Below are 16,697 nucleotides of genomic sequence, written 5' to 3' on the forward strand. Positions count from 1 at the left end.
CCTACTCGGTGTGTGCGGACGATAGCAACGGCGCCCGTGTGCACAGCCGGGTCAGGGGATGACGACGTAGTTGCTGAATCCGCCGTCCCGGTCCTCGAGGCCGGAGATCGCTTCGTTGACCTTGGCCAGCGGGAACGGTTTGGTCTCCAGATACGACAGATCCAGAGTGCCCGTGGCCACCATGTCGGCGAGTTCCTGCCCCTGGGCGGTGGTGAACCAGTTGGAGCCGATCAGCTGGATCTGTTCGTCCATGAGCCACTTCATGTCCACGGGCAGCCGGTCGGCCACGCCGCCGACGTTGACGACCTTGCCGCCTCTGCGGACCCCCTGCATCGAGTCCAGCATCGTCTCCACCGGGGCCCTCGCGCCCAGCGCGCTGATCACGAAGTCCGCGCCCTCCCCGCCGGTGAGGGACTTCGCCCACTCGCCGGTGGAGCCGTCACCCAGGCGGAAGACCTCGACCCGCCCGGGAGCGAGGTCCTTGACCCGCTTGAGGAGCGTCTCGTTGCGGCCGGTCCCGAGGACCCGGGAGACACCGGAGGCGAGCGCGAGCAGGGTCGACGCGACGCCGAGGGTTCCGGTGACGCCGTCGATGAGCGCGACCTGCCCGGGACCGGCCGCCGCGTGCTTCAGAGCGCCGTACGACGTGCCGATGTAACCGAGCTTGCCCGCCTGCTCGAACGACATGTTGTCCGGGAGATTCACGATCGAGTACTGCGGTGCGGTCATGTACTGCGCGAAGCCGCCGTAGGGGTAGAGGTCGAAGATCCGCTGCCCGTCGCGCGAGGTGCTGAAGTAGCCGTTCAGTGTGAAGTAACGGCACCGGCTGCGCTCGCCGCCCCGGCACACCTGACAACTCCCGCAGGAACGCAGCGGGTTGACGTAGACCCGGTCGCCCGGCCTGGTGTGCAGCACCGCCTCGCCGACCGCCTCGACCACACCGGCGGCGTCCAGACCGAAGACGGCGGGAAACCTGGGCAGTGGCTGATGCGGGAACCAGGTGGGCCAGTTGTTGATCACATTGGCCATGTTCGGCACGATCCCGCACGCCTTGACCCGCACCAGCACATCGGTCGGCCGAGGCGTGGGCACGTCGATCGTGTCCACCGACATCGGCTCACCGAGGGCGTGCAGTCGTGCAGCGAGCATTTTCGCCATTGAAATACCCCTTGGAATTACTGACGCGGCTTACGAATGTGCAAACGGGTTCGGACAACCGCTCTCGAGATCGATGTCCAGCATCCCCATGATCCGGACGCCGGAGTTGTACCAGGCGATGGACAGAGCGAGTTCCACCATCTGAATCTCCGTCAGACGGTCGGCCGCGGCGCGCCACGTCTCCTCGGATACGTCGACCTGGAGCGTGGATTCCCGCGCAAGCCGCATCACCGCCTTTTCCGTCTCGTCGAAGACGTCGGCCGACTCGAAATCGGCGACGGCCGCGAGCTGTTCCTCGGAGAGGCCGGCCTTGAGCCCGTGCGACTGGTGGTGGGCGACCTCGTACGCGGACCGGGTCACGTGTCCCACGGTCAGGATCGCCAGTTCGCGCAGCTTGGGGCTCAGCCCGCCGGCCCGCAGGGCGTTGGCGTAGGTCAGAAAGGCGTCGAGCTGGTCGGGCGCGTTCGCGAGGGCGAGGAAGATGTTCGCCGTCGGTACCTTGCGCTCGGCCTCGAGCCGGTCGTAGAGGGGCTTTCGTGACTCGTCCGCGTCCTCGCGGCGCAGATAGGGAACTCGTGCCATGGCGTCTCCTCGGGGGACGGAGGGGTCAGTGCGCGGACTGTTCGAGCAGGAACCGCTCGAGCGTCATCGGCTGCGGAAGTTCGGCGGGCGGCTTCTGCGGTACGTCCACGAACGGCGACGCCTCGAAGTACCACTTCTCCACCGCCGGGAACCCCCAGCGGACGTTCGTGCTCAGCGATCCCGCGTCCCAGCGCACGGGCTCGACCTCGGTGTCGATCGTCTGGTAGTGGCTGTTGAAGACCTCCACCCGGTGCCCGTCGGGGTCGCGCAGGTAGGTGAAGAGCATCCCGCCAGGACCGTGCCGCCCAGGCCCCCGCTCCACGCCCTCGCCGTAGCCGAGCATCCCCGCCCAGTCGCAGGCGGTGAAGATGTCACGGCTCTCGGAGACGGTGTAGGCGAAGTGGTGCAGGGCGGGACCGGTGTTCTCCACGATCGCGAGGTCCAGACAGGTGCCCTTGCGGTACATGAACGCGCTCAGCAACTTGTCGCCGTGCGCAAGGTATTCGGAGTTGCGGAATCCCAGTTCGCCGTAGAACGCGCACAGTTCGTAGGTGTTCGGCGCGAAGGTCTGGAAGTGGTCCAGCCGTTGCACATGGGCACCCTTGTAATGCTCGAAGTCGATGTGCAGCCTCGGCCGTGTCTCCATGTGCGCACAGAGTTCGAGCGGTGTGCCGACCGGGTCGGAGACGTGCAACGTACGGCCCTGGTACGGGAGTTCGACCCACTCCGCGGGCAACCCCCGGTCGCGGAACCAGTCGTACGCGATGTCGAGGTCCTCGTCGAAGAAGACCCGGAAACCGATCCTCCTGCAGGAACCCGCGCCCTCCTCGTCCAGCTCCAGCACAAGGCTGTGGTGGCAGGCCTCGGCGAGACCGCGGAGGTAGCAGGTGCGCTCGTCCTCGTCGCTGACGACGAGTCCCAGCGCGTTCATGTAGAAATTCCGGCTCTCGGCGAGATCGGCCACGGTGAGACGCACATGGCTGGTTCGGGTGATGTTGAAACTCGGGCGCAGATTGACGGGTGGCAGCATGCTGGTCTCCGTGCTCCGATCGGCTCTTGTTTTCGTTGACAGTAATGCTTCGAGGCCCTTTTACGGCCGGGTGGAATCAGCGAACGGGAAGGCGGGCCAGCCGCTGAATTCCGCGGAATCTCCGAGAGCCTCCTCGATACGCAGAACCTCGTTCCACTTGGCCATTCGTTCGGAGCGCGTGAACGAACCCACCTTCAACTGGCCCGCGTCCCATCCCACGCTCAGATGGGCGATGGTGACGTCCTCCGTCTCCCCGGACCGGGCCGAGACGATCGTGCCGAAGCCCGCGTCCTTCCCGGCGCGCAGGGCCTGGAAGGCCTCCGTCACGGTGCCCGCCTGGTTCGGCTTGACGAGCACGGCGTTCACCGCTCCGGCGGTGGCCGCGGCCTCGACCCGCTTGGCGTTCGTGACCAGGTAGTCGTCGCCGATCACCTGGCAGTGCCGGCCGTGCCGCCGGGTGAACTCGACCATGCCCTCGTGGTCGTCCTCGCCCACCGGGTCCTCCACGGAGAGGATCGGATACCGCTCGATCCAGCCGCCCAGCATGTCGAGCAGTGCCTCGGTGTCCAGCGTGCGCTCGTCCAGGGCCAGCCTGTACCGCCCGCCGCTCCCGAACTGCGAGGCCGCGACGTCCAGCGAGATGCCCACCTGGGCCGAGGGTGCGAAGCCCGCCTTCTCGATGGCCAGCGTCAGCGTCTCCAGCGCCTCCTCGTTGGAGTCGAACGCGGGCCAGAAGCCGCCCTCGTCGGCCACGCCCTGAGCCTTGCCCGCCTTGCGCATCAGACTGCCGGCGGCCCGGTAGATCTCCGCCGTCCAGTCCAGGGCCTCGGAGAAGCTCCCGGCCGCGGGACAGACCACCATGAAGTCCTGGACGTCGACGCGGCGGTCCGCGTGCGCGCCGCCGCCGAAGATCTGGATCTCCGGCAGCGGGATGCGGACCGGCCGGCCGCCCGCCAGGTGCCGCCACAGCGGTACGCCCGCCGACGCGGCGGCCGCATGCAGCACCGCCATCGACGTGGCCACGATCGCGTTGCCGCCGAGACGGCTGCGGTCGGGGGTTCCGTCGAGGTCCACCAGCAGCCGGTCGACGGCCTCCTGGTCGCTCGCGTCGAGGTCCGGGAAACTCGGCGCGATCTCCTGGTTCACCGCCCCGACGGCACGAACGACATCGAGCCCGCCGAAGCGATCGCCCCCGTCGCGCAGATCGAGCGCCTCGCCTCGGCCGGTCGAAGCCCCCGCCGGGGCGATGGCTCTGCCGACGGCTCCGTCCGCGAGATGCACCTCGACCTCGACGGTCGGCCGGCCGCGCGAGTCCCACACCCTGCGGCCGTAGAGCTTGGCGATCCGGGGGTCTGTCATTGCGGGGCAACCTTTCGGAGTTCGGAAGATCGGGGCGGGGAGCGGGGTCCTCGCCGGCGCTTGGGCGCGGGCGCACCTGCGGGGCGGCATCCGGATCGGTGCGAGGGCGCCGGGCGGCGAGCGAAGGGTCACACGGCTCTCTCACTGCGGCTCACCGGTTGTGCTATCGATAGCGCAATCGTGCGAAGCAATGACGGCTGTGTCAAGAGGCTGGTGGCGGTTGAGTCTCAGGAGGTTGCGGCTCGGCCCGGCCTCAGCGGCTTGCCTGCAAGGCATGCTATCGTTCGCACAGCGCGCCCCAGAGCATGCCGACCGGGACGTAAGAACTCCGGCGGACCCGTTCTCTACCTGGAAGGACGGACAGCACAGGCAGGCGCGGGTCCGCCGGTCGGGATCGTGGGGCGAACGGCTCAGCGGGACTTGGAGGAGACCCGGCTGCCGCCGGGAGGCGCGGTGCTGCCGCGCAGGACCAGCGAGCCGGGGGAGACCGACGTGTACGGGCCGTCGTTGCTCGGCTTGGTCTTGAGGCGGCGCATCAGCCACAGCGCGCAGCCGATGGCCATCTCCTGGATCGGCAGGCCGACGGTGGTGAGTCCGGGGCCCCACCAGGAGAAGCCGGGCTCGTCCCCGAACCCGACCACGGACAGCTCTCCGGGCACCTTCACGCCCTGCTCGGACAGCTCCTCCAGGACGCCCAGGGTGAGTTGGATCGAGCCCAGCACGAGTGCGGTGGGCGCGTCCGGGCCCTGCAGCAGCCGGCGCACCGCCTGACGCCCGTGGTCGATGGACGACGGCGGCCCCAGCTCCGTACGCCCGGCGTCGTCCGGCAGACCGCCTTCGCTCAGGGCGCTGCGGAAGCCGCGCAGGCGCTCGGCGCCGGTGGGCAGTTCCTCGGGGCCGCCCAGGTACGCGATGCGGGTGTGGCCCAGTTCCACGAGATGGGCCGTCGCCTGCCTCAGTGCCTCGTGGTCGTCCACACCGAACCACTGGGAGCCCAGCGACGGGTGCCTGCGCAGGAGTTGGAGGTGCGGAACGGCGCGCAGCAGCTTCACGGACTCGCTGTGCGGGCGCGCGGTGGGCACGATGATGACGCCGGCCACGCGGTTCGCGGACAGCTCCCGCAGATGGCGCAGCTCCACCATCCGGTCGTCGTCGGTCTCCGAGAGCATCAGCTGGAAGCCCTCGGCCTCCATGTTCTTGGACAGTTCGTGCGCGATGGTCGAGTAGAAGCTGTTGCGGATGTCCGGGATCACCAGTGCGACCACGTTGCTGGACGCCCCGCGCATCATCCGCGCCGCGCGATTGGCGACGTACCCCATCTCGGAAGCGGTCTGGCGGACCCGGAACTTGGTCTCGTCGCTGATGCGGGGGTCGTCGGCGAGTGCCCGGCCGACCGTCGAGACGGAGATCCCGAGGCGTTCGGCGATGTCCCTGGTCGTGATCACGTAGCGGGTCCCCTCGGGCTGACTGGTGCGGTGGGCTGACTGATCCGGCCCGATGTCGTCACTGTCCGTGTGCCAACGATAGCACTGTAGTTGCGCTCTGTGGTCGGAAGGGGTGGGGTCCGGCGGTGATCACGCTCATCGTGCTAACGTTAGCACTGCTGATAGGGCCCTGCAGCCGCCCGCGGCTGCCTAGTTGCGGAGGTTCCCTTGCGGATCGTCAGGTACGCCGTCGGCGACGTGTGTCACTACGGAGAACTCGGCGCCGGTGACACCGAGATCGCCAGATTCGAGGGCGATCCTTTCACCGGGCTGACGCCCACAGGTCTTGTCGACCAGTTCGCCGACGTAATCGTTCTACCGCCCGTCGAGCGGCCCCGGATCTTCGGCTTCGCCTACAACTACGCCTCGCACATCGACGAGACCGACCGCGATGTTCCGGAAATTCCGGTGTGCTTCATGAAGCCGAGCACGGCGGTTGTCGGGCCCGGGGACGCCATCGTCTATCCGGTGGACGGTGAACTGATCCATTTCGAGGGCGAGTTGGTCGTCGTCATCGGAAAGGAAGCCCGTCATGTGAAGCCGTCCGAGGCTCATGAGTACATCCTCGGATACACGTGTGGGAATGACGTCAGCGACCGCATCGTGCAGCGCAAGGAAAGCAAATTCGGAACGCTGCTGATCGGGAAGGGGCAGGACACCTTCGCTCCCCTCGGACCGGTCATCGCGACCGAACTCGACCCGTCCGCCCTGTCGTTGACGACCCGTGTGAACGGTGCCGTCATGCAGTCGGCGAGCACGGCCGACCTGCTGCTCGCGGTGCCCGACCTGGTCGGCTACCTCAGCCGCCACCTCACGCTGCTGCCCGGCGACATCATCATGACCGGCACGCCCTCCGGCGTCGGCCCGATCCGCCCGGGGGACGAGGTCGAGGTCGAGATCGAGGGCATCGGCGTGCTGCGCAACCCGGTTGTGGCCGAGGGCGCCTGACATCGGGCGACCACGTACCGGGGGCCCGTCCAGCGCCGAGCGGTGGACGGGCCCCCGGGTACGGGTGAACGGGCCTGCTAGCTCTCCGCGTTGTTGAACTGCGACGGCCGTACGAAGGCCAGGGCGGCGACCCCCACCATCGGCAGGAACGTCACCTGGATGAGGCCGGCCCGGCTCCAGCCGAAGGAGTCCACGAGGGCCGCGAAGAGCAGGCCCGAGAACGCGGCCGTCCCGTAGTAGCTGGTGACGAAGAGGCCGGAGGCGCGTCCGATCTGTTCGGGGCGAACCGCCCGCTGCATCGCGCTGTTGGTGTTCGGATAGATGAAGCCCAGCCCGAACGCACCCATGAGGAAGGCGAGTACGTACTGCAGGCCGACTCCGGCATGCGTCTCGTAGATGCCCACCCCGATGGCGGAAACGGCCAGCAGGCTCAGGACCAGCAGGCTGCGCTGGTTCACACGGTCGCCGAGCCAGCCGCCCACAACGCCCAGCATGCCGCCGAAGCCGAGGAGGCTCATCGCGAGTGCGGCCTGCTCGGCGGAGTAGTGCAGCGAGGTGATGAGGAAGGTCGGGTAGAGGCCGAGGAATCCGTAGATGGCCACACCGCTGACGACCGAATGGACGGCCAGGGAGAGGGAGTTGCGGTTGTAGGCGGAGGCCGGCATGTAGTCGTACGTCCTGGTCGGGACGGCCTTCTCGACGGCGCGCTCGGTCAGGCCGGTCTTCACCAGGAACAGCGAGGCCGCGGCGATCAACAGCCCTGCCGTGCCGAAGAGATAGAAGGGCGAGTGCCAGGTGCCGTGCAGGCTCATGAGCCGGACGCCGATGAGCGGGGCGATGAACACGCCGACGGAGTAGCCCAGGCCGATGACGCCGAAGGCGAACCCGCGCCGCTGGACGAAGAAAGCGCCGAGCGCCGCGAAGATGGCGGCGGACTGCATTCCCTCACCGAAACCCGAGACGACCCGGTACAGGGTCATGTCGGCGAAACCCGTCGCCAGGGGGGTGGCCAGGGTGCCGAGGGAGTACACCACGATGCTTGTCACCAGCACCGTCTTGCGTCGGAAGCGGTCCAGCAGATAGCCCGCGGGCAGGCCGGCCAGGGCCATGCCGAGGGTGAAGTTCGTCGCCAGCAGTCCGCCCTGCTCCAGTGAGAACCCGTACTCCTGACGGATGTTGGGCAGCAGCGGCGGAAAGACCTGACGGTCCATCGCGTTGACCATGTAGGAGAGGACCACCAACAGGAATCCCGTCCCGATCATCACCCGGGAGATGGGAGCACGGCTGATTGTTTGTTGCGTGCCCGTGGTGGGCGCGGCTGTGGTGTCGACTTGTGCTGCGTGATTCATTACGGCTCCTGATGAGGAGTTGGGCCATGGCAGGCCACGGCGAATCGCTCGCCGAGCGGTGAGGTGAATACGGACTCGGGTCGGCTACGGCGAATCTGTCGCCGGCTGACGGAAATGCGGGCGGACGGCTGCCGTGCGGTCGGACACCGCATACGGAATTCAGCCGTGCATCGCCCGTCGGGGACGTCCGTGGCTGTGGAGTCTTCGACAGTCGGACCTTGTGCGGACATTTATGGGCCGCACGGTCGGGACTGGACAGAAACCATGAGGGGAAGTGCCTGGCGCGTCAAGATGTGCGGAGCGGATTTCTCTGCCGGACGGGCGGCAGTCCCGGTCGCGTCCGGGTGTCGCCTACGGCGGGGGCGTCGGCGACGCTGCCGGGCAGGCGCACTCTTGACGGGTTGAAGACCCTCAGTGCTATCGTTAGCATCACGTGGCTGTGACAGAGTGATTCGACATGCCCCGGCGTCACCTGAACCGAACCCAGCGACCTTCCACCCCACCCGCGGCGACCGACGGCCCATCGGACAAGCCGACGGCCGCCGTTCCGGGGGACGATGAGGCTGCTGAGACTGCGAGGACGACCTGCCATGAAACCACCGAGCCGCCCGGGCACCGTGTTGCTCACCGACCATGCCTGGCCCGACGACTCCGTCGAGCGATCGGTCATCGAGGAGGCCGGGCACACCCTGGTGACCGGCCCCGCGGAGCCCGCATCGCCCGAGACCATCGAGCAGCTGGTCGCCGAACACCGGCCCGCCGGAATCCTCACCTGCTGGGCGCCCGTCTCCGCCACCGCGATCGGCACCTCGCCGGGCCTGCGGATCGTCGCCAGACTCGGCGTCGGACTCGACAACATCGCCGTGGACACCGCCACCGAGCGCGGCGTGTGGGTCACCAACGTCCCGGACTACTGCGTCGAGGAGGTCTCTGACCACGCCGTCGGCATGGTGCTGGCGTGGACCCGCGGCCTGGCGGTCCTCGACCGCGAGGTCCGGGCCGGCCGATGGGACCCCGCGAGCGCCCGGCTGCGCCGGCTGTCGACGCTGACCTGCGGCGTCGTCGGCTTCGGGCGCATCGGACGTGCCACCGCGGGCAAGCTCGGTGCCTTCGGCTGCCGGATCCTGGCCCACGACCCGCACCCGCCGAGGGACGCCCCCGGCGTGGAGATGGTGGACCTGGAGGAACTGCTGAGCCGCAGCGACGTCGTGATCCTCCACGTGCCGCTCACGCCCGCCACCCACCACCTCATCGGCGCCGGGCAACTGGCGCTGATGAAGCCGGGCGGCCTGCTGGTCAACGTCAGCAGGGGAGGCCTGGTGGACACCGACGCGGTCGTCAAAGCCCTCGACGGCGGACACCTGGACGGCGCCGCCTTCGACGTACTGGAGACCGAACCCCACGTCCCCTCCGGCCTGTTGGAGCAGCCGGGCGCACTGCTCACCCCGCACGTCGCCTTCTCCTCCGACGCCTCCGTCACGGAGTTGCGCCGCCGCGCGGCCGAGGAGGTCGTACGGATCCTGGCCGGCGAGGCTCCGGCCCACGCCTGCAACAGCCCACGCGGTCCGGCCGTCGGGTCGGGTGACCGGCGGTGAGCCAGACTGCCGTGCCTTCGAGCCCGGACCCCGCACTGGCCGACTTCCTGATCACCCGACAGCTCGCCGCCCCCGGCGAAGCCGTGCTCTGGACGCCGCTGGCCGGCGGTGTCTCGTCCGACCTGTGGCGGGTGGACCTGCCAGGACGCTCCCTGTGCGTCAAGCGCGCCCTGGCCCGGTTGCGGGTCGCGGCCGACTGGGAGGCGCCGGTGTCACGCAACGCCTACGAATGGGCCTGGATGCGGTTCGCGTCCCGGCACCGCCCGGACAGCGTGCCCGAACTGCTGGCCCACGACGCCGAAGCCGGCCTCTTCGCGATGGCATACCTGCCGCCCGGGCAGTACCCGGTGTGGAAGACTCAACTGCTGCACGGCGCGGTGCAGTTGGCGACAGCAGCGGCCGTGGGAGAGCTCCTCGGGACCCTGCACGCGGCCAGTGCGGGCGACGCCGCCCTCGCCGCGGAGTTCGCCACCGACGACAACTTCCACGCACTGCGCATCGAGCCGTACCTACTGGCCACCGCGGCGGCGCACCCCGGCCTGGGCGGCATCCTCCAGAGCCTCGCCGACCGCACGGTCACGGCACACCTCGCGCTGGTGCACGGCGACGTCAGCCCCAAGAACATCCTCGTCGGCCCGTCGGGACCGGTACTGCTGGACGCCGAATGCGCCTGGTACGGAGACCCGGCCTTCGACCTGGCCTTCTGCATCAACCATCTGCTCCTCAAGAGCCTGGTGGTACCCGGTCGCCGTACCGAACTGCTGCAATCCGCCCGCGTGTTGGCCGAGGAGTACGTCCGCTGCGTCGACTGGGAGCCACGACCGGCCGTCGAGGCCCGGGCCGCCTCCCTGCTGCCGGCACTGCTGCTCGCGCGCGTCGACGGCAAGTCCCCGGTGGAGTACCTCACGGACGACCGCCACCGGCTGTTCGTACGTACGGCGGCGTCGGCGCTGCTTCGGGCGCCGGGCGCGTCGGTGGCGGATGTCCTGGACGCCTGGGCGAGGGCCCTCGAGGCTCCGACCGAATCCGGCCTGCACGACTGAATCGTCCGAGCGAGGAGAGACGATGCGCAGAGTCGTCACCGGCCATGATGAGAACGGCAGGTCCGTCGTCGTGAGCGACGGACCCGTCCCGCGCAGCCGGGAGTTCAGCAGCCTGCCGGGCTGGGTGTCCCGCCTGCCATGGGCCACCGAGCCCGGCGAAGCGGTCGGCCGGACCGGGGAGGACCCCACATCGAAGGTCACCAGCCTCCTCCCGGCACCCGGCGGGACACGGTTCATCGTGCTGACCTTCCCGCCGGACACCGCGATGGCCGACCCGGCGTTCGATCCCGTCGCCTTCGACCGGGAGCAGCGAGCCGACTCGCCCGGCATCGCGGACCTCATGGAGCCCGACGGCATGCACACAACGCCGACCGTGGACTACGGCATCGTGCTGCAGGGCGAGATCGACCTCGAACTCGACGACGGCCGGTGCACCCGGCTCTCGACGGGAGACATCGTGATCCAGAACGGCACCCGCCACGGCTGGCGCAACCGCAGCGACCGCCCGGTCACGATGGCCTTCGTGCTGGTGGGTGCGGAGCGTGACGGCTGAGCGGGCAGCAGTCGGCGGGGCGCTCGCCCTTGACGGGTGGCCGGAGGCTGTCCACGGGGTATGTCACATCTGTGCGAGCCGAACGGTCCAAGTGATGTGAAGGTCGGCGAAGGCCACCCTTTCCCTCTGGAGCGTGCCATGGATGCAGGTGAAGAGGCCGCGCGCGGCCTGACCGACATCGAGTCGTTCCTGTACCGGGAGGCTCATCTGCAAGCAGCGCACCAGCGCGTTGCGGAGTTCACCGCACGGGCACCGGGGCTGACCCGGGAGCAGAAGATGGACATCGAGCGGTGGTACCTCGAGGAGCAGACATACGTCGCCCGTATGGTGACCGAGCACATCGCCGACAGCATCAGCGTGCTGGAACAGCGGCATCACGCCCGCTTCGGACGCTGGCTGCGAGGAACACTGATCGCCATGGCGCTGATCACCACGGCGATGGTCTGGGTGTGCATAGCCGTGATCCTGGGATCGTCGCACTGAACCGCTGCCCGGTCGTAACGACGCTGTTGCGGTCGGATGCGGCCTTCTGGACCGCGTCGGCCGCGTGCGCCGGTCTCCCGAGGCGTACGGATGCCTCGATGAGCTCGATGCCGGGCATCGGTCACGTCGGCCAGCGCTCGGTGTACCTCGCGACGGCCGTTCGGACCCGCTGCGCGGTAGGCCGCCGAGCGCACCAGCGGGTGCCTGAAAGGCACCCAGGTTCCGAAGGTGATCAATCCTGACGCCTCGGCGTGCACCGCGGCGGTGTCCACCGTGATCCCGAGCCGCTCGGCGGCACGCCTCAACAACGCCACGTCCCCGACCGGTTCGGCGGAGGCGGTGAACAGCAGTCGTTGCGTCTCGACCGGGAGCGACTGGACCCGGCGGAGGAGGCCGGCCTTGCTCGATCTGGGCCGAAGGCGTCATCCAAGGGGCATGGCTTCGGTGCCAGGGAACGGACCGGACGATCGTCCTCAACCCGTCGGCGCTGCTCAGGACCACAACCGTCCGCTTGGTGATCAACGTCGTCCAGTCCGCCTGGAGACTCCGGGAATCCCGCGCCAGTCCTTGGCTCCCGACTGTCGGCGGGGGCCACCACTGCTTGCAGGAACTACTTCTGCTGGGCCAGCCAGTCGGCGAACCTGGTCTCCGCGATGTGCGCGTCCGGCCCCGGCAGGAGTGTGTTCTCCTCCAGCGGGGCACCCCAGTACGTCGCCTGCGGGTCCGTGACGATCTTGCGGGGGTCGTTGTGGGCGGAGAGGCCCATGCGGATGAACTCCTCGAGCTGGAACGCCTGGGGCCCGGCGACCTCGGTCACGCCGCCCACCGGTGCCCCGACCGCGGTGCGGGCGACGGCGGCGGCCACGTCGTCGGAGACGATGGGCTGGATCCTGGCGTCGGGCAGGCGCACGGTGTCGCCCTGGGTGACCCCGTCGGCGAGTCCCTTCGCGAACTCGAAGAACTGCGTGGCGTGGACGATGGTGTAGGGCAGGCCGGCCGCCCTGATCAGGTTTTCCTGGACCTGCTTGGCCCGGAAGTACCCGCTGCCCAGCAGGCGGTCGGTGCCGACCACGGACAGCGCCACGTGATGGGCCACGCCGGCCTCGGTCTCCGCCTTGAGCAGGTTGGTGGTGGAGGTGCGGAAGAACTCCATGACGTCCTCGTCCGCGAACGAGGGGGAGTTGGAGACGTCGACCACGACCTGCGCGTCCTTGAGGACGTCGGCCAGCCCCTCGCCGGTGAGCGTGTTGACGCCGGTGTTGGGCGAGGCGGCGACCGCCTCGTGGCCGTGCTCGCCGAGCCGGGCGACCACCTTCGAGCCGATGAGCCCGGTTCCACCGATCACTACGACCTTCATGACGGAATTCCTTTCGGGTTTCCCTGATGCCTGTACCAGGAGAGACCGGGCACTAGCTCCGTTTGTGACACCCCTATGCGGCGAGCTTCCCATCGGTCGAGACCTCCTGCATCAGAGAGGAAATCTCGTCGGGGATGACCGGAGTGCTCTCGCGAGTGACACCGGTCGTCGGCGACCACACGATCGACCTGCAGGGCGGAATCCAGGCCGGGAAAGTCGCTGCTGTGGCAGCCACGCGGCTCCCGGCGCTCCAGCGCCGATTCCGGCGACACCACCGCGCGGTTCGGCGGTTACCTGGCATTCCAGCGCCGCCCGGGCCCGATGCTCGACTGGTTCGCGACGTACCTGCCTTGAGCGAAGGCGGTCAGTCGGTCCGCTTCACGGGTGCGCTGCTGCGCCCGTGCCGTCGGCCACTGAGCTCGGCGTCCAGTGTTTCCTGAGCCACGCGCATGGACTCCGCGTGGACCGGGTCCTGCAGGCGCTTCCACATCTCGTCCTCAGGTACGTCCTCCACATGGCTGACCACCCACCAGATGTTGCCGAAGGGATCCTTGACACGCCCTCCGCGCTGTCCGAAGGCGCTGTCGGCCAGAGCGGTGACGACCTGGCCGCCGGCTCGCACGGCCTGGCTGAACGCCTGGTCCGCGTCGGCGACGAACACGCGCAGCAGGCTCGGCATGGCGGGCCAGTCCGCGCGTCGGTCGAAGGCCAGCACGACGGTGTCACCGACGCGGATCTCGCCGTGGCCGATCGAGCCGTCCTCGGTCGGCACCCGCGCCAGCTCCTCACCGCCGAACGCCTGGGTGACGAAGTCGAAGAAGGCTCCCGTGTCGTCGGTGACGACCCAGGGCGCCACGGTGGTGTAGCCCGCTGGTGCAGCGTTGGTCTGCTCGGACATGGGAGTCCTTTCGCCGATGTCGTTGTCGCTCGGCGAAGATAGCTGCGAAGTAGGTCTGTTCCTGTCCTAGTGGAGGGCGGACAGGGCGGTGCTCGACCCGGACGGCGGTCAGTCGGTGTGCCGGCGGATCGCGTCGAGGAACCGGTCGATGTCGTCGGGGGTGTGGGAGAAGGCGGTCACGAGTCGTACGACTCCCTCGCCCCAGCGGCCCCGGTAGAAGCTGTAGCCCTCCGCGAGGAGCCCTTCGACGGCCGGTTGGGGCAGGCGGCAGAAGAGGATGTTCGCTTGCGGAGTGGCCAACAGGCCGGTGCCGGGTACGGCCTTGAGACCGTCGCCGAGCCGTGTGGCCATCGTGTTGGCGTGGCGGGCGTTGCGCAGCCACAGGCCGTCGGTGAGGTAGGCGTCGAACTGGGCCGCGTGGAAGCGCATCTTGGAGGCGAGTTGCCCGGCGCGCTTGGTGCGGAAGGTGAGTTCGGCGGCCGGTTCGGGATCGAAGGCGACGATCGCTTCGGCGGTCATCCCGCCGTTCTTGGTGGCGCCGAAGGACAGCACGTCGATGCCGGCCTTCCACGTCATCTCGGCCGGCGTGGCACCGAGGTGGACCAGGGCGTTGGCAAAGCGGGCGCCGTCCATGTGGACGCGCAGGCCGGCATCCCTGGCCACGGCGGTCAGGCGGCGGATCTCGTCGAGGTCGTAGACACTGCCGCTCTCGGTGGCCTGGCTGATGCTCAGCACGGACGGCTGCACGCTGCTCACGTCGCCCGCCCGGTGGCGCGCCGCCCGCTCCAGGGCCTCGGGGTCGATCTTGCAGTCGTCTCCGGGCACCGGGACGATTTTGGCGCCGTCGGTGAAGAACTCGGGAGCACCGCACTCGCTGTTGTTGATGTGGCTGTGCGGATGGGCCAGCACACCGCCCCAGGGCCGGGTGAGCGCGGCGAGGCTCAGGGCGTTGGCAGCGGTTCCGGTGGAGACCAGGAAGACGGTGGTGTCCCGCTCGAAGACATCGCTCAGCCTGCGTCGGATCCTTTCGGTGAACGGATCGTCCCCGTACGGCAGGGCCTGGCCGGCGGCCGCGTCGACGACTGCTTGGACGATCTCCGGTGACGCCCCGGCCATGTTGTCGCTCATGAAGGCGTGGCTGGAGGGGATGGAGCCGGCGGTGATGTCCATTAGCGTCTTCCCTCGGGTCCGGTGCGCGACGGCGACGTGCCTCAATGTACGTGTCGGCATGCTCCCTACAGGGAGTTGACGAGCACCACATAGACGGCGGTGCCGACGCCCACGCTCAGGATCGTGCGCCGGCCGAAGGCGAGGTGGACACCGGCGGTGACGGCCACCGCGAGCAGTGCGTACGGCATCGCGTACGGGTCGGCCTCGACCGTGCCGTGCAGGGCGGTGACGGCGAGGATCGCGAGGATGCCGACCGGCGTCCACAGTGCCAGCCGCCGCACGATCGCCGAGTCGCGCAGCCTGCCGAGCACGGCGAACGGCACGGCACGCAGGGCGAGGGTGATCGTGAAGACGATCGCCAGGACGGCTATGAGGTACGAGGTGCTAGGCACCGGCGGCCTCCTCGGCGGGCCGGCGGGCGGTGAGCGCGTGGCGGGCCGGCAGCAGGGCGACGAACAGCAGCAGCGCGGTGAACATCCCGACGCCGGGGGAGAGGAGGAGGGCGACGGCCACGCTCACCCCGGCGAGGAGTACCGACGGCAGCTCGGCGCGGGAGCGGAACGCGTCCAGGGTGAGCACGGTGAACAGCGCGCACAGGGCGAACTCCAGACCCTCGACCGGGGCGGGCAGGGCCGCACCCAGGGCCACGCCGAGCAGGCCGCCGCCGACCCAGTAGGTCTCGCAGGCGATCTGCATCGCGAGCAGCCGGGGCGCCGAGCGCTCGTGTTCGGGCAGCGAGGCGTTGACCGCGTACGCCTCGTCGATCATCGCGTAGACGGCGTACGCCCTGGCGAACGGGTTCCTGACCAGGTGGAGGGGAAACGAGAAGGCGTAGAAGACGTGCCGGAAGTTCACCACGAACACGGTCAGGGCGACCGTGGCCAGGGGCGTGACGGTGGCCGTCATGCCGACCAGCAGCAGCTCGAGGGAGCCGGCGAAGGCGGACAGTGAGAGGGCGGGGGCCAGCCACCACGGCAGGCCGGCCTGGACGACAAGGAGCCCGAGCGCTGTGCCGAGGGGAAAGATGCCGAGTCCGGCGGAGAACGAGTCGCGCACACCGGCGGCGATGCGGTCGCGTCGGGTGTCAGGCCTGGTCAGGAGAGCGGGAGCGTCTTGTTGCACCCGATCATGGTCCCGTGAAACCCGCGACATGTGGTTGCGAAAATTGCACATCGGGCAGCTTTACATGCAATCTTATTGCTGTGGATGCCATTGACAGGGCAATCATTGCCGAGCTGGAACGGGACGGCCGGCTCACCAACGTCGAGCTGGCGAACCGGGTCGGACTCACCACCGGGCCGTGCCTACGGCGGGTGCAGCGGCTGGAGGCCGACGGAGTGATCCGCGGCTACCGGGCCGTCGTCGACCCGGCCGCCGTGGGGCGCTCGTTCGAGGTCCTGATCGACCTCACGCTCGACGCCCAGGATGCGGAGACCGTCGAGCGTTTCGAGGAGACCCTGGCGCAGGCCGAAGAGGTCCTCGAGCTGCGCCGGTTGTTCGGCAGCCCCGACTACTTCGTGCGTGTGGCCGTCGCCGACCTGGGCGCCTACGAGACCTTCCTCAGTACGCGGGTCATGACCATCCCGCGCGTCAAGAACGTCACGTCGCACTTCACGATGAAAACGGTCAAGCCGCGATGAACAATCACCGCATCGGTGGGGTTGTCGCACGGAATGCGGATCGGCCTC

17 protein-coding genes and 2 pseudogenes are annotated in these 16,697 nt (G+C 68.9%); 6 read left to right on the top strand and 13 right to left on the bottom strand.

Annotated elements, in window-relative coordinates; genetic code table 11:
* Positions 1-51 precede the first annotated feature (51 nt).
* The 5 genes from ABZ880_RS14605 to ABZ880_RS14625 all read right to left on the bottom strand — a co-directional run bounded on the left by ABZ880_RS14605 (position 52) and on the right by ABZ880_RS14625 (position 5,574).
* The gene (locus tag ABZ880_RS14605; RefSeq protein ID WP_361261394.1) at positions 52-1,149 is read right to left on the bottom strand and encodes an alcohol dehydrogenase catalytic domain-containing protein; all 1,098 of its coding nucleotides are present in this window, start codon (positions 1,147-1,149) and stop codon (positions 52-54) included.
* 39 nt (positions 1,150-1,188) lie between these two features.
* Entirely contained in the window at positions 1,189-1,740 is a 552-nt protein-coding gene (locus ABZ880_RS14610; protein WP_361261397.1) for a carboxymuconolactone decarboxylase family protein, read from the bottom strand.
* 25 nt (positions 1,741-1,765) lie between these two features.
* The gene (locus tag ABZ880_RS14615) at positions 1,766-2,770 is read right to left on the bottom strand and encodes a VOC family protein (protein WP_361261400.1); all 1,005 of its coding nucleotides are present in this window, start codon (positions 2,768-2,770) and stop codon (positions 1,766-1,768) included.
* A 60-nt stretch (positions 2,771-2,830) separates the two neighbouring features.
* Complete coding sequence (eno, locus tag ABZ880_RS14620; RefSeq protein WP_361261403.1) at positions 2,831-4,129, bottom strand: phosphopyruvate hydratase; 1,299 nt, start codon at positions 4,127-4,129, stop codon at positions 2,831-2,833.
* A 410-nt stretch (positions 4,130-4,539) separates the two neighbouring features.
* Entirely contained in the window at positions 4,540-5,574 is a 1,035-nt protein-coding gene (locus ABZ880_RS14625; protein ID WP_361261406.1) for a LacI family DNA-binding transcriptional regulator, read from the bottom strand.
* Between the two features lie 207 nt (positions 5,575-5,781).
* Between ABZ880_RS14625 and ABZ880_RS14630 the strand changes: the two genes are divergently transcribed.
* Positions 5,782-6,561 (top strand): fumarylacetoacetate hydrolase family protein, encoded by a 780-nt coding sequence (locus tag ABZ880_RS14630; RefSeq protein ID WP_361261409.1) that lies wholly within the window; start codon positions 5,782-5,784, stop codon positions 6,559-6,561.
* 77 nt (positions 6,562-6,638) lie between these two features.
* On the opposite strand, the gene ABZ880_RS14635 is transcribed toward ABZ880_RS14630, so the two are convergent.
* Positions 6,639-7,823 (bottom strand): MFS transporter, encoded by a 1,185-nt coding sequence (locus ABZ880_RS14635; RefSeq protein ID WP_361261412.1) that lies wholly within the window; start codon positions 7,821-7,823, stop codon positions 6,639-6,641.
* A gap of 677 nt (positions 7,824-8,500) precedes the next feature.
* Here ABZ880_RS14635 and ABZ880_RS14640 point away from each other — a divergent pair.
* The 4 genes from ABZ880_RS14640 (at position 8,501) to ABZ880_RS14655 (ending at position 11,584) form a co-directional block, all read left to right on the top strand.
* Positions 8,501-9,505, top strand: coding sequence for a C-terminal binding protein (locus ABZ880_RS14640; protein WP_361261415.1), 1,005 nt, complete (start codon positions 8,501-8,503; stop codon positions 9,503-9,505).
* A complete protein-coding gene (locus tag ABZ880_RS14645) occupies positions 9,502-10,548 on the top strand; it encodes an aminoglycoside phosphotransferase family protein (protein ID WP_361261418.1) in 1,047 nt (348 codons plus the stop codon). Before ABZ880_RS14640 ends, ABZ880_RS14645 begins: the two co-directional genes overlap by 4 nt.
* A gap of 22 nt (positions 10,549-10,570) precedes the next feature.
* Positions 10,571-11,101 carry a cupin domain-containing protein gene (locus ABZ880_RS14650; RefSeq protein WP_361261421.1) on the top strand — a complete coding sequence of 177 codons (531 nt, stop codon included), beginning with the start codon at positions 10,571-10,573 and terminating at the stop codon, positions 11,099-11,101.
* A gap of 138 nt (positions 11,102-11,239) precedes the next feature.
* The gene (locus tag ABZ880_RS14655; protein ID WP_361261422.1) at positions 11,240-11,584 is read left to right on the top strand and encodes a hypothetical protein; all 345 of its coding nucleotides are present in this window, start codon (positions 11,240-11,242) and stop codon (positions 11,582-11,584) included.
* A gap of 116 nt (positions 11,585-11,700) precedes the next feature.
* On the opposite strand, the pseudogene ABZ880_RS14660 reads toward ABZ880_RS14655, so the two are convergent.
* The 7 genes and pseudogenes from ABZ880_RS14660 to ABZ880_RS14690 all read right to left on the bottom strand — a co-directional run.
* Positions 11,701-11,973, bottom strand: a pseudogene (locus tag ABZ880_RS14660) (LuxR family transcriptional regulator); the annotation flags it as partial.
* 221 nt (positions 11,974-12,194) lie between these two features.
* Complete coding sequence (locus ABZ880_RS14665) at positions 12,195-12,941, bottom strand: SDR family oxidoreductase (protein WP_361261425.1); 747 nt, start codon at positions 12,939-12,941, stop codon at positions 12,195-12,197.
* A gap of 73 nt (positions 12,942-13,014) precedes the next feature.
* A pseudogene (locus ABZ880_RS14670) lies at positions 13,015-13,210 on the bottom strand (succinate dehydrogenase); the annotation flags it as partial.
* A 95-nt stretch (positions 13,211-13,305) separates the two neighbouring features.
* Complete coding sequence (locus tag ABZ880_RS14675; protein ID WP_361261428.1) at positions 13,306-13,839, bottom strand: VOC family protein; 534 nt, start codon at positions 13,837-13,839, stop codon at positions 13,306-13,308.
* A gap of 108 nt (positions 13,840-13,947) precedes the next feature.
* Positions 13,948-15,009, bottom strand: coding sequence for a low specificity L-threonine aldolase (locus tag ABZ880_RS14680; RefSeq protein WP_361261431.1), 1,062 nt, complete (start codon positions 15,007-15,009; stop codon positions 13,948-13,950).
* A 65-nt stretch (positions 15,010-15,074) separates the two neighbouring features.
* Entirely contained in the window at positions 15,075-15,401 is a 327-nt protein-coding gene (locus ABZ880_RS14685; protein WP_361261433.1) for an AzlD domain-containing protein, read from the bottom strand.
* Positions 15,394-16,131 carry an AzlC family ABC transporter permease gene (locus ABZ880_RS14690; RefSeq protein WP_361261436.1) on the bottom strand — a complete coding sequence of 246 codons (738 nt, stop codon included), beginning with the start codon at positions 16,129-16,131 and terminating at the stop codon, positions 15,394-15,396. Before ABZ880_RS14690 ends, ABZ880_RS14685 begins: the two co-directional genes overlap by 8 nt.
* Before the next feature lie 80 nt (positions 16,132-16,211).
* Here ABZ880_RS14690 and ABZ880_RS14695 point away from each other — a divergent pair, with 80 nt between their 5' ends.
* Positions 16,212-16,649: an Lrp/AsnC family transcriptional regulator gene (locus tag ABZ880_RS14695; RefSeq protein WP_361261438.1), complete on the top strand. Its 438-nt coding sequence runs from the start codon at positions 16,212-16,214 to the stop codon at positions 16,647-16,649.
* Positions 16,650-16,697: the final 48 nt, after the last annotated feature.

The sequence above is a fragment of the Streptomyces sp. NPDC047043 genome (genome assembly GCF_040644055.1).
GTDB lineage: Bacteria > Actinomycetota > Actinomycetes > Streptomycetales > Streptomycetaceae > Streptomyces.

Coding starts and splice junctions, on each gene's coding strand:
- ABZ880_RS14665 (WP_361261425.1), bottom strand. CDS start 12,941: ATGAAGGTCGTAGTGATCGGTGGAACCGGGCTCATCGGCTCGAAGGTG.
- ABZ880_RS14610 (WP_361261397.1), bottom strand. CDS start 1,740: ATGGCACGAGTTCCCTATCTGCGCCGCGAGGACGCGGACGAGTCACGA.
- ABZ880_RS14635 (WP_361261412.1), bottom strand. CDS start 7,823: ATGATCGGGACGGGATTCCTGTTGGTGGTCCTCTCCTACATGGTCAAC.
- ABZ880_RS14650 (WP_361261421.1), top strand. CDS start 10,571: ATGCGCAGAGTCGTCACCGGCCATGATGAGAACGGCAGGTCCGTCGTC.
- ABZ880_RS14680 (WP_361261431.1), bottom strand. CDS start 15,009: ATGGACATCACCGCCGGCTCCATCCCCTCCAGCCACGCCTTCATGAGC.
- eno (WP_361261403.1), bottom strand. CDS start 4,129: ATGACAGACCCCCGGATCGCCAAGCTCTACGGCCGCAGGGTGTGGGAC.
- ABZ880_RS14615 (WP_361261400.1), bottom strand. CDS start 2,770: ATGCTGCCACCCGTCAATCTGCGCCCGAGTTTCAACATCACCCGAACC.
- ABZ880_RS14640 (WP_361261415.1), top strand. CDS start 8,501: ATGAAACCACCGAGCCGCCCGGGCACCGTGTTGCTCACCGACCATGCC.
- ABZ880_RS14655 (WP_361261422.1), top strand. CDS start 11,240: ATGGATGCAGGTGAAGAGGCCGCGCGCGGCCTGACCGACATCGAGTCG.
- ABZ880_RS14605 (WP_361261394.1), bottom strand. CDS start 1,149: ATGCTCGCTGCACGACTGCACGCCCTCGGTGAGCCGATGTCGGTGGAC.
- ABZ880_RS14675 (WP_361261428.1), bottom strand. CDS start 13,839: ATGTCCGAGCAGACCAACGCTGCACCAGCGGGCTACACCACCGTGGCG.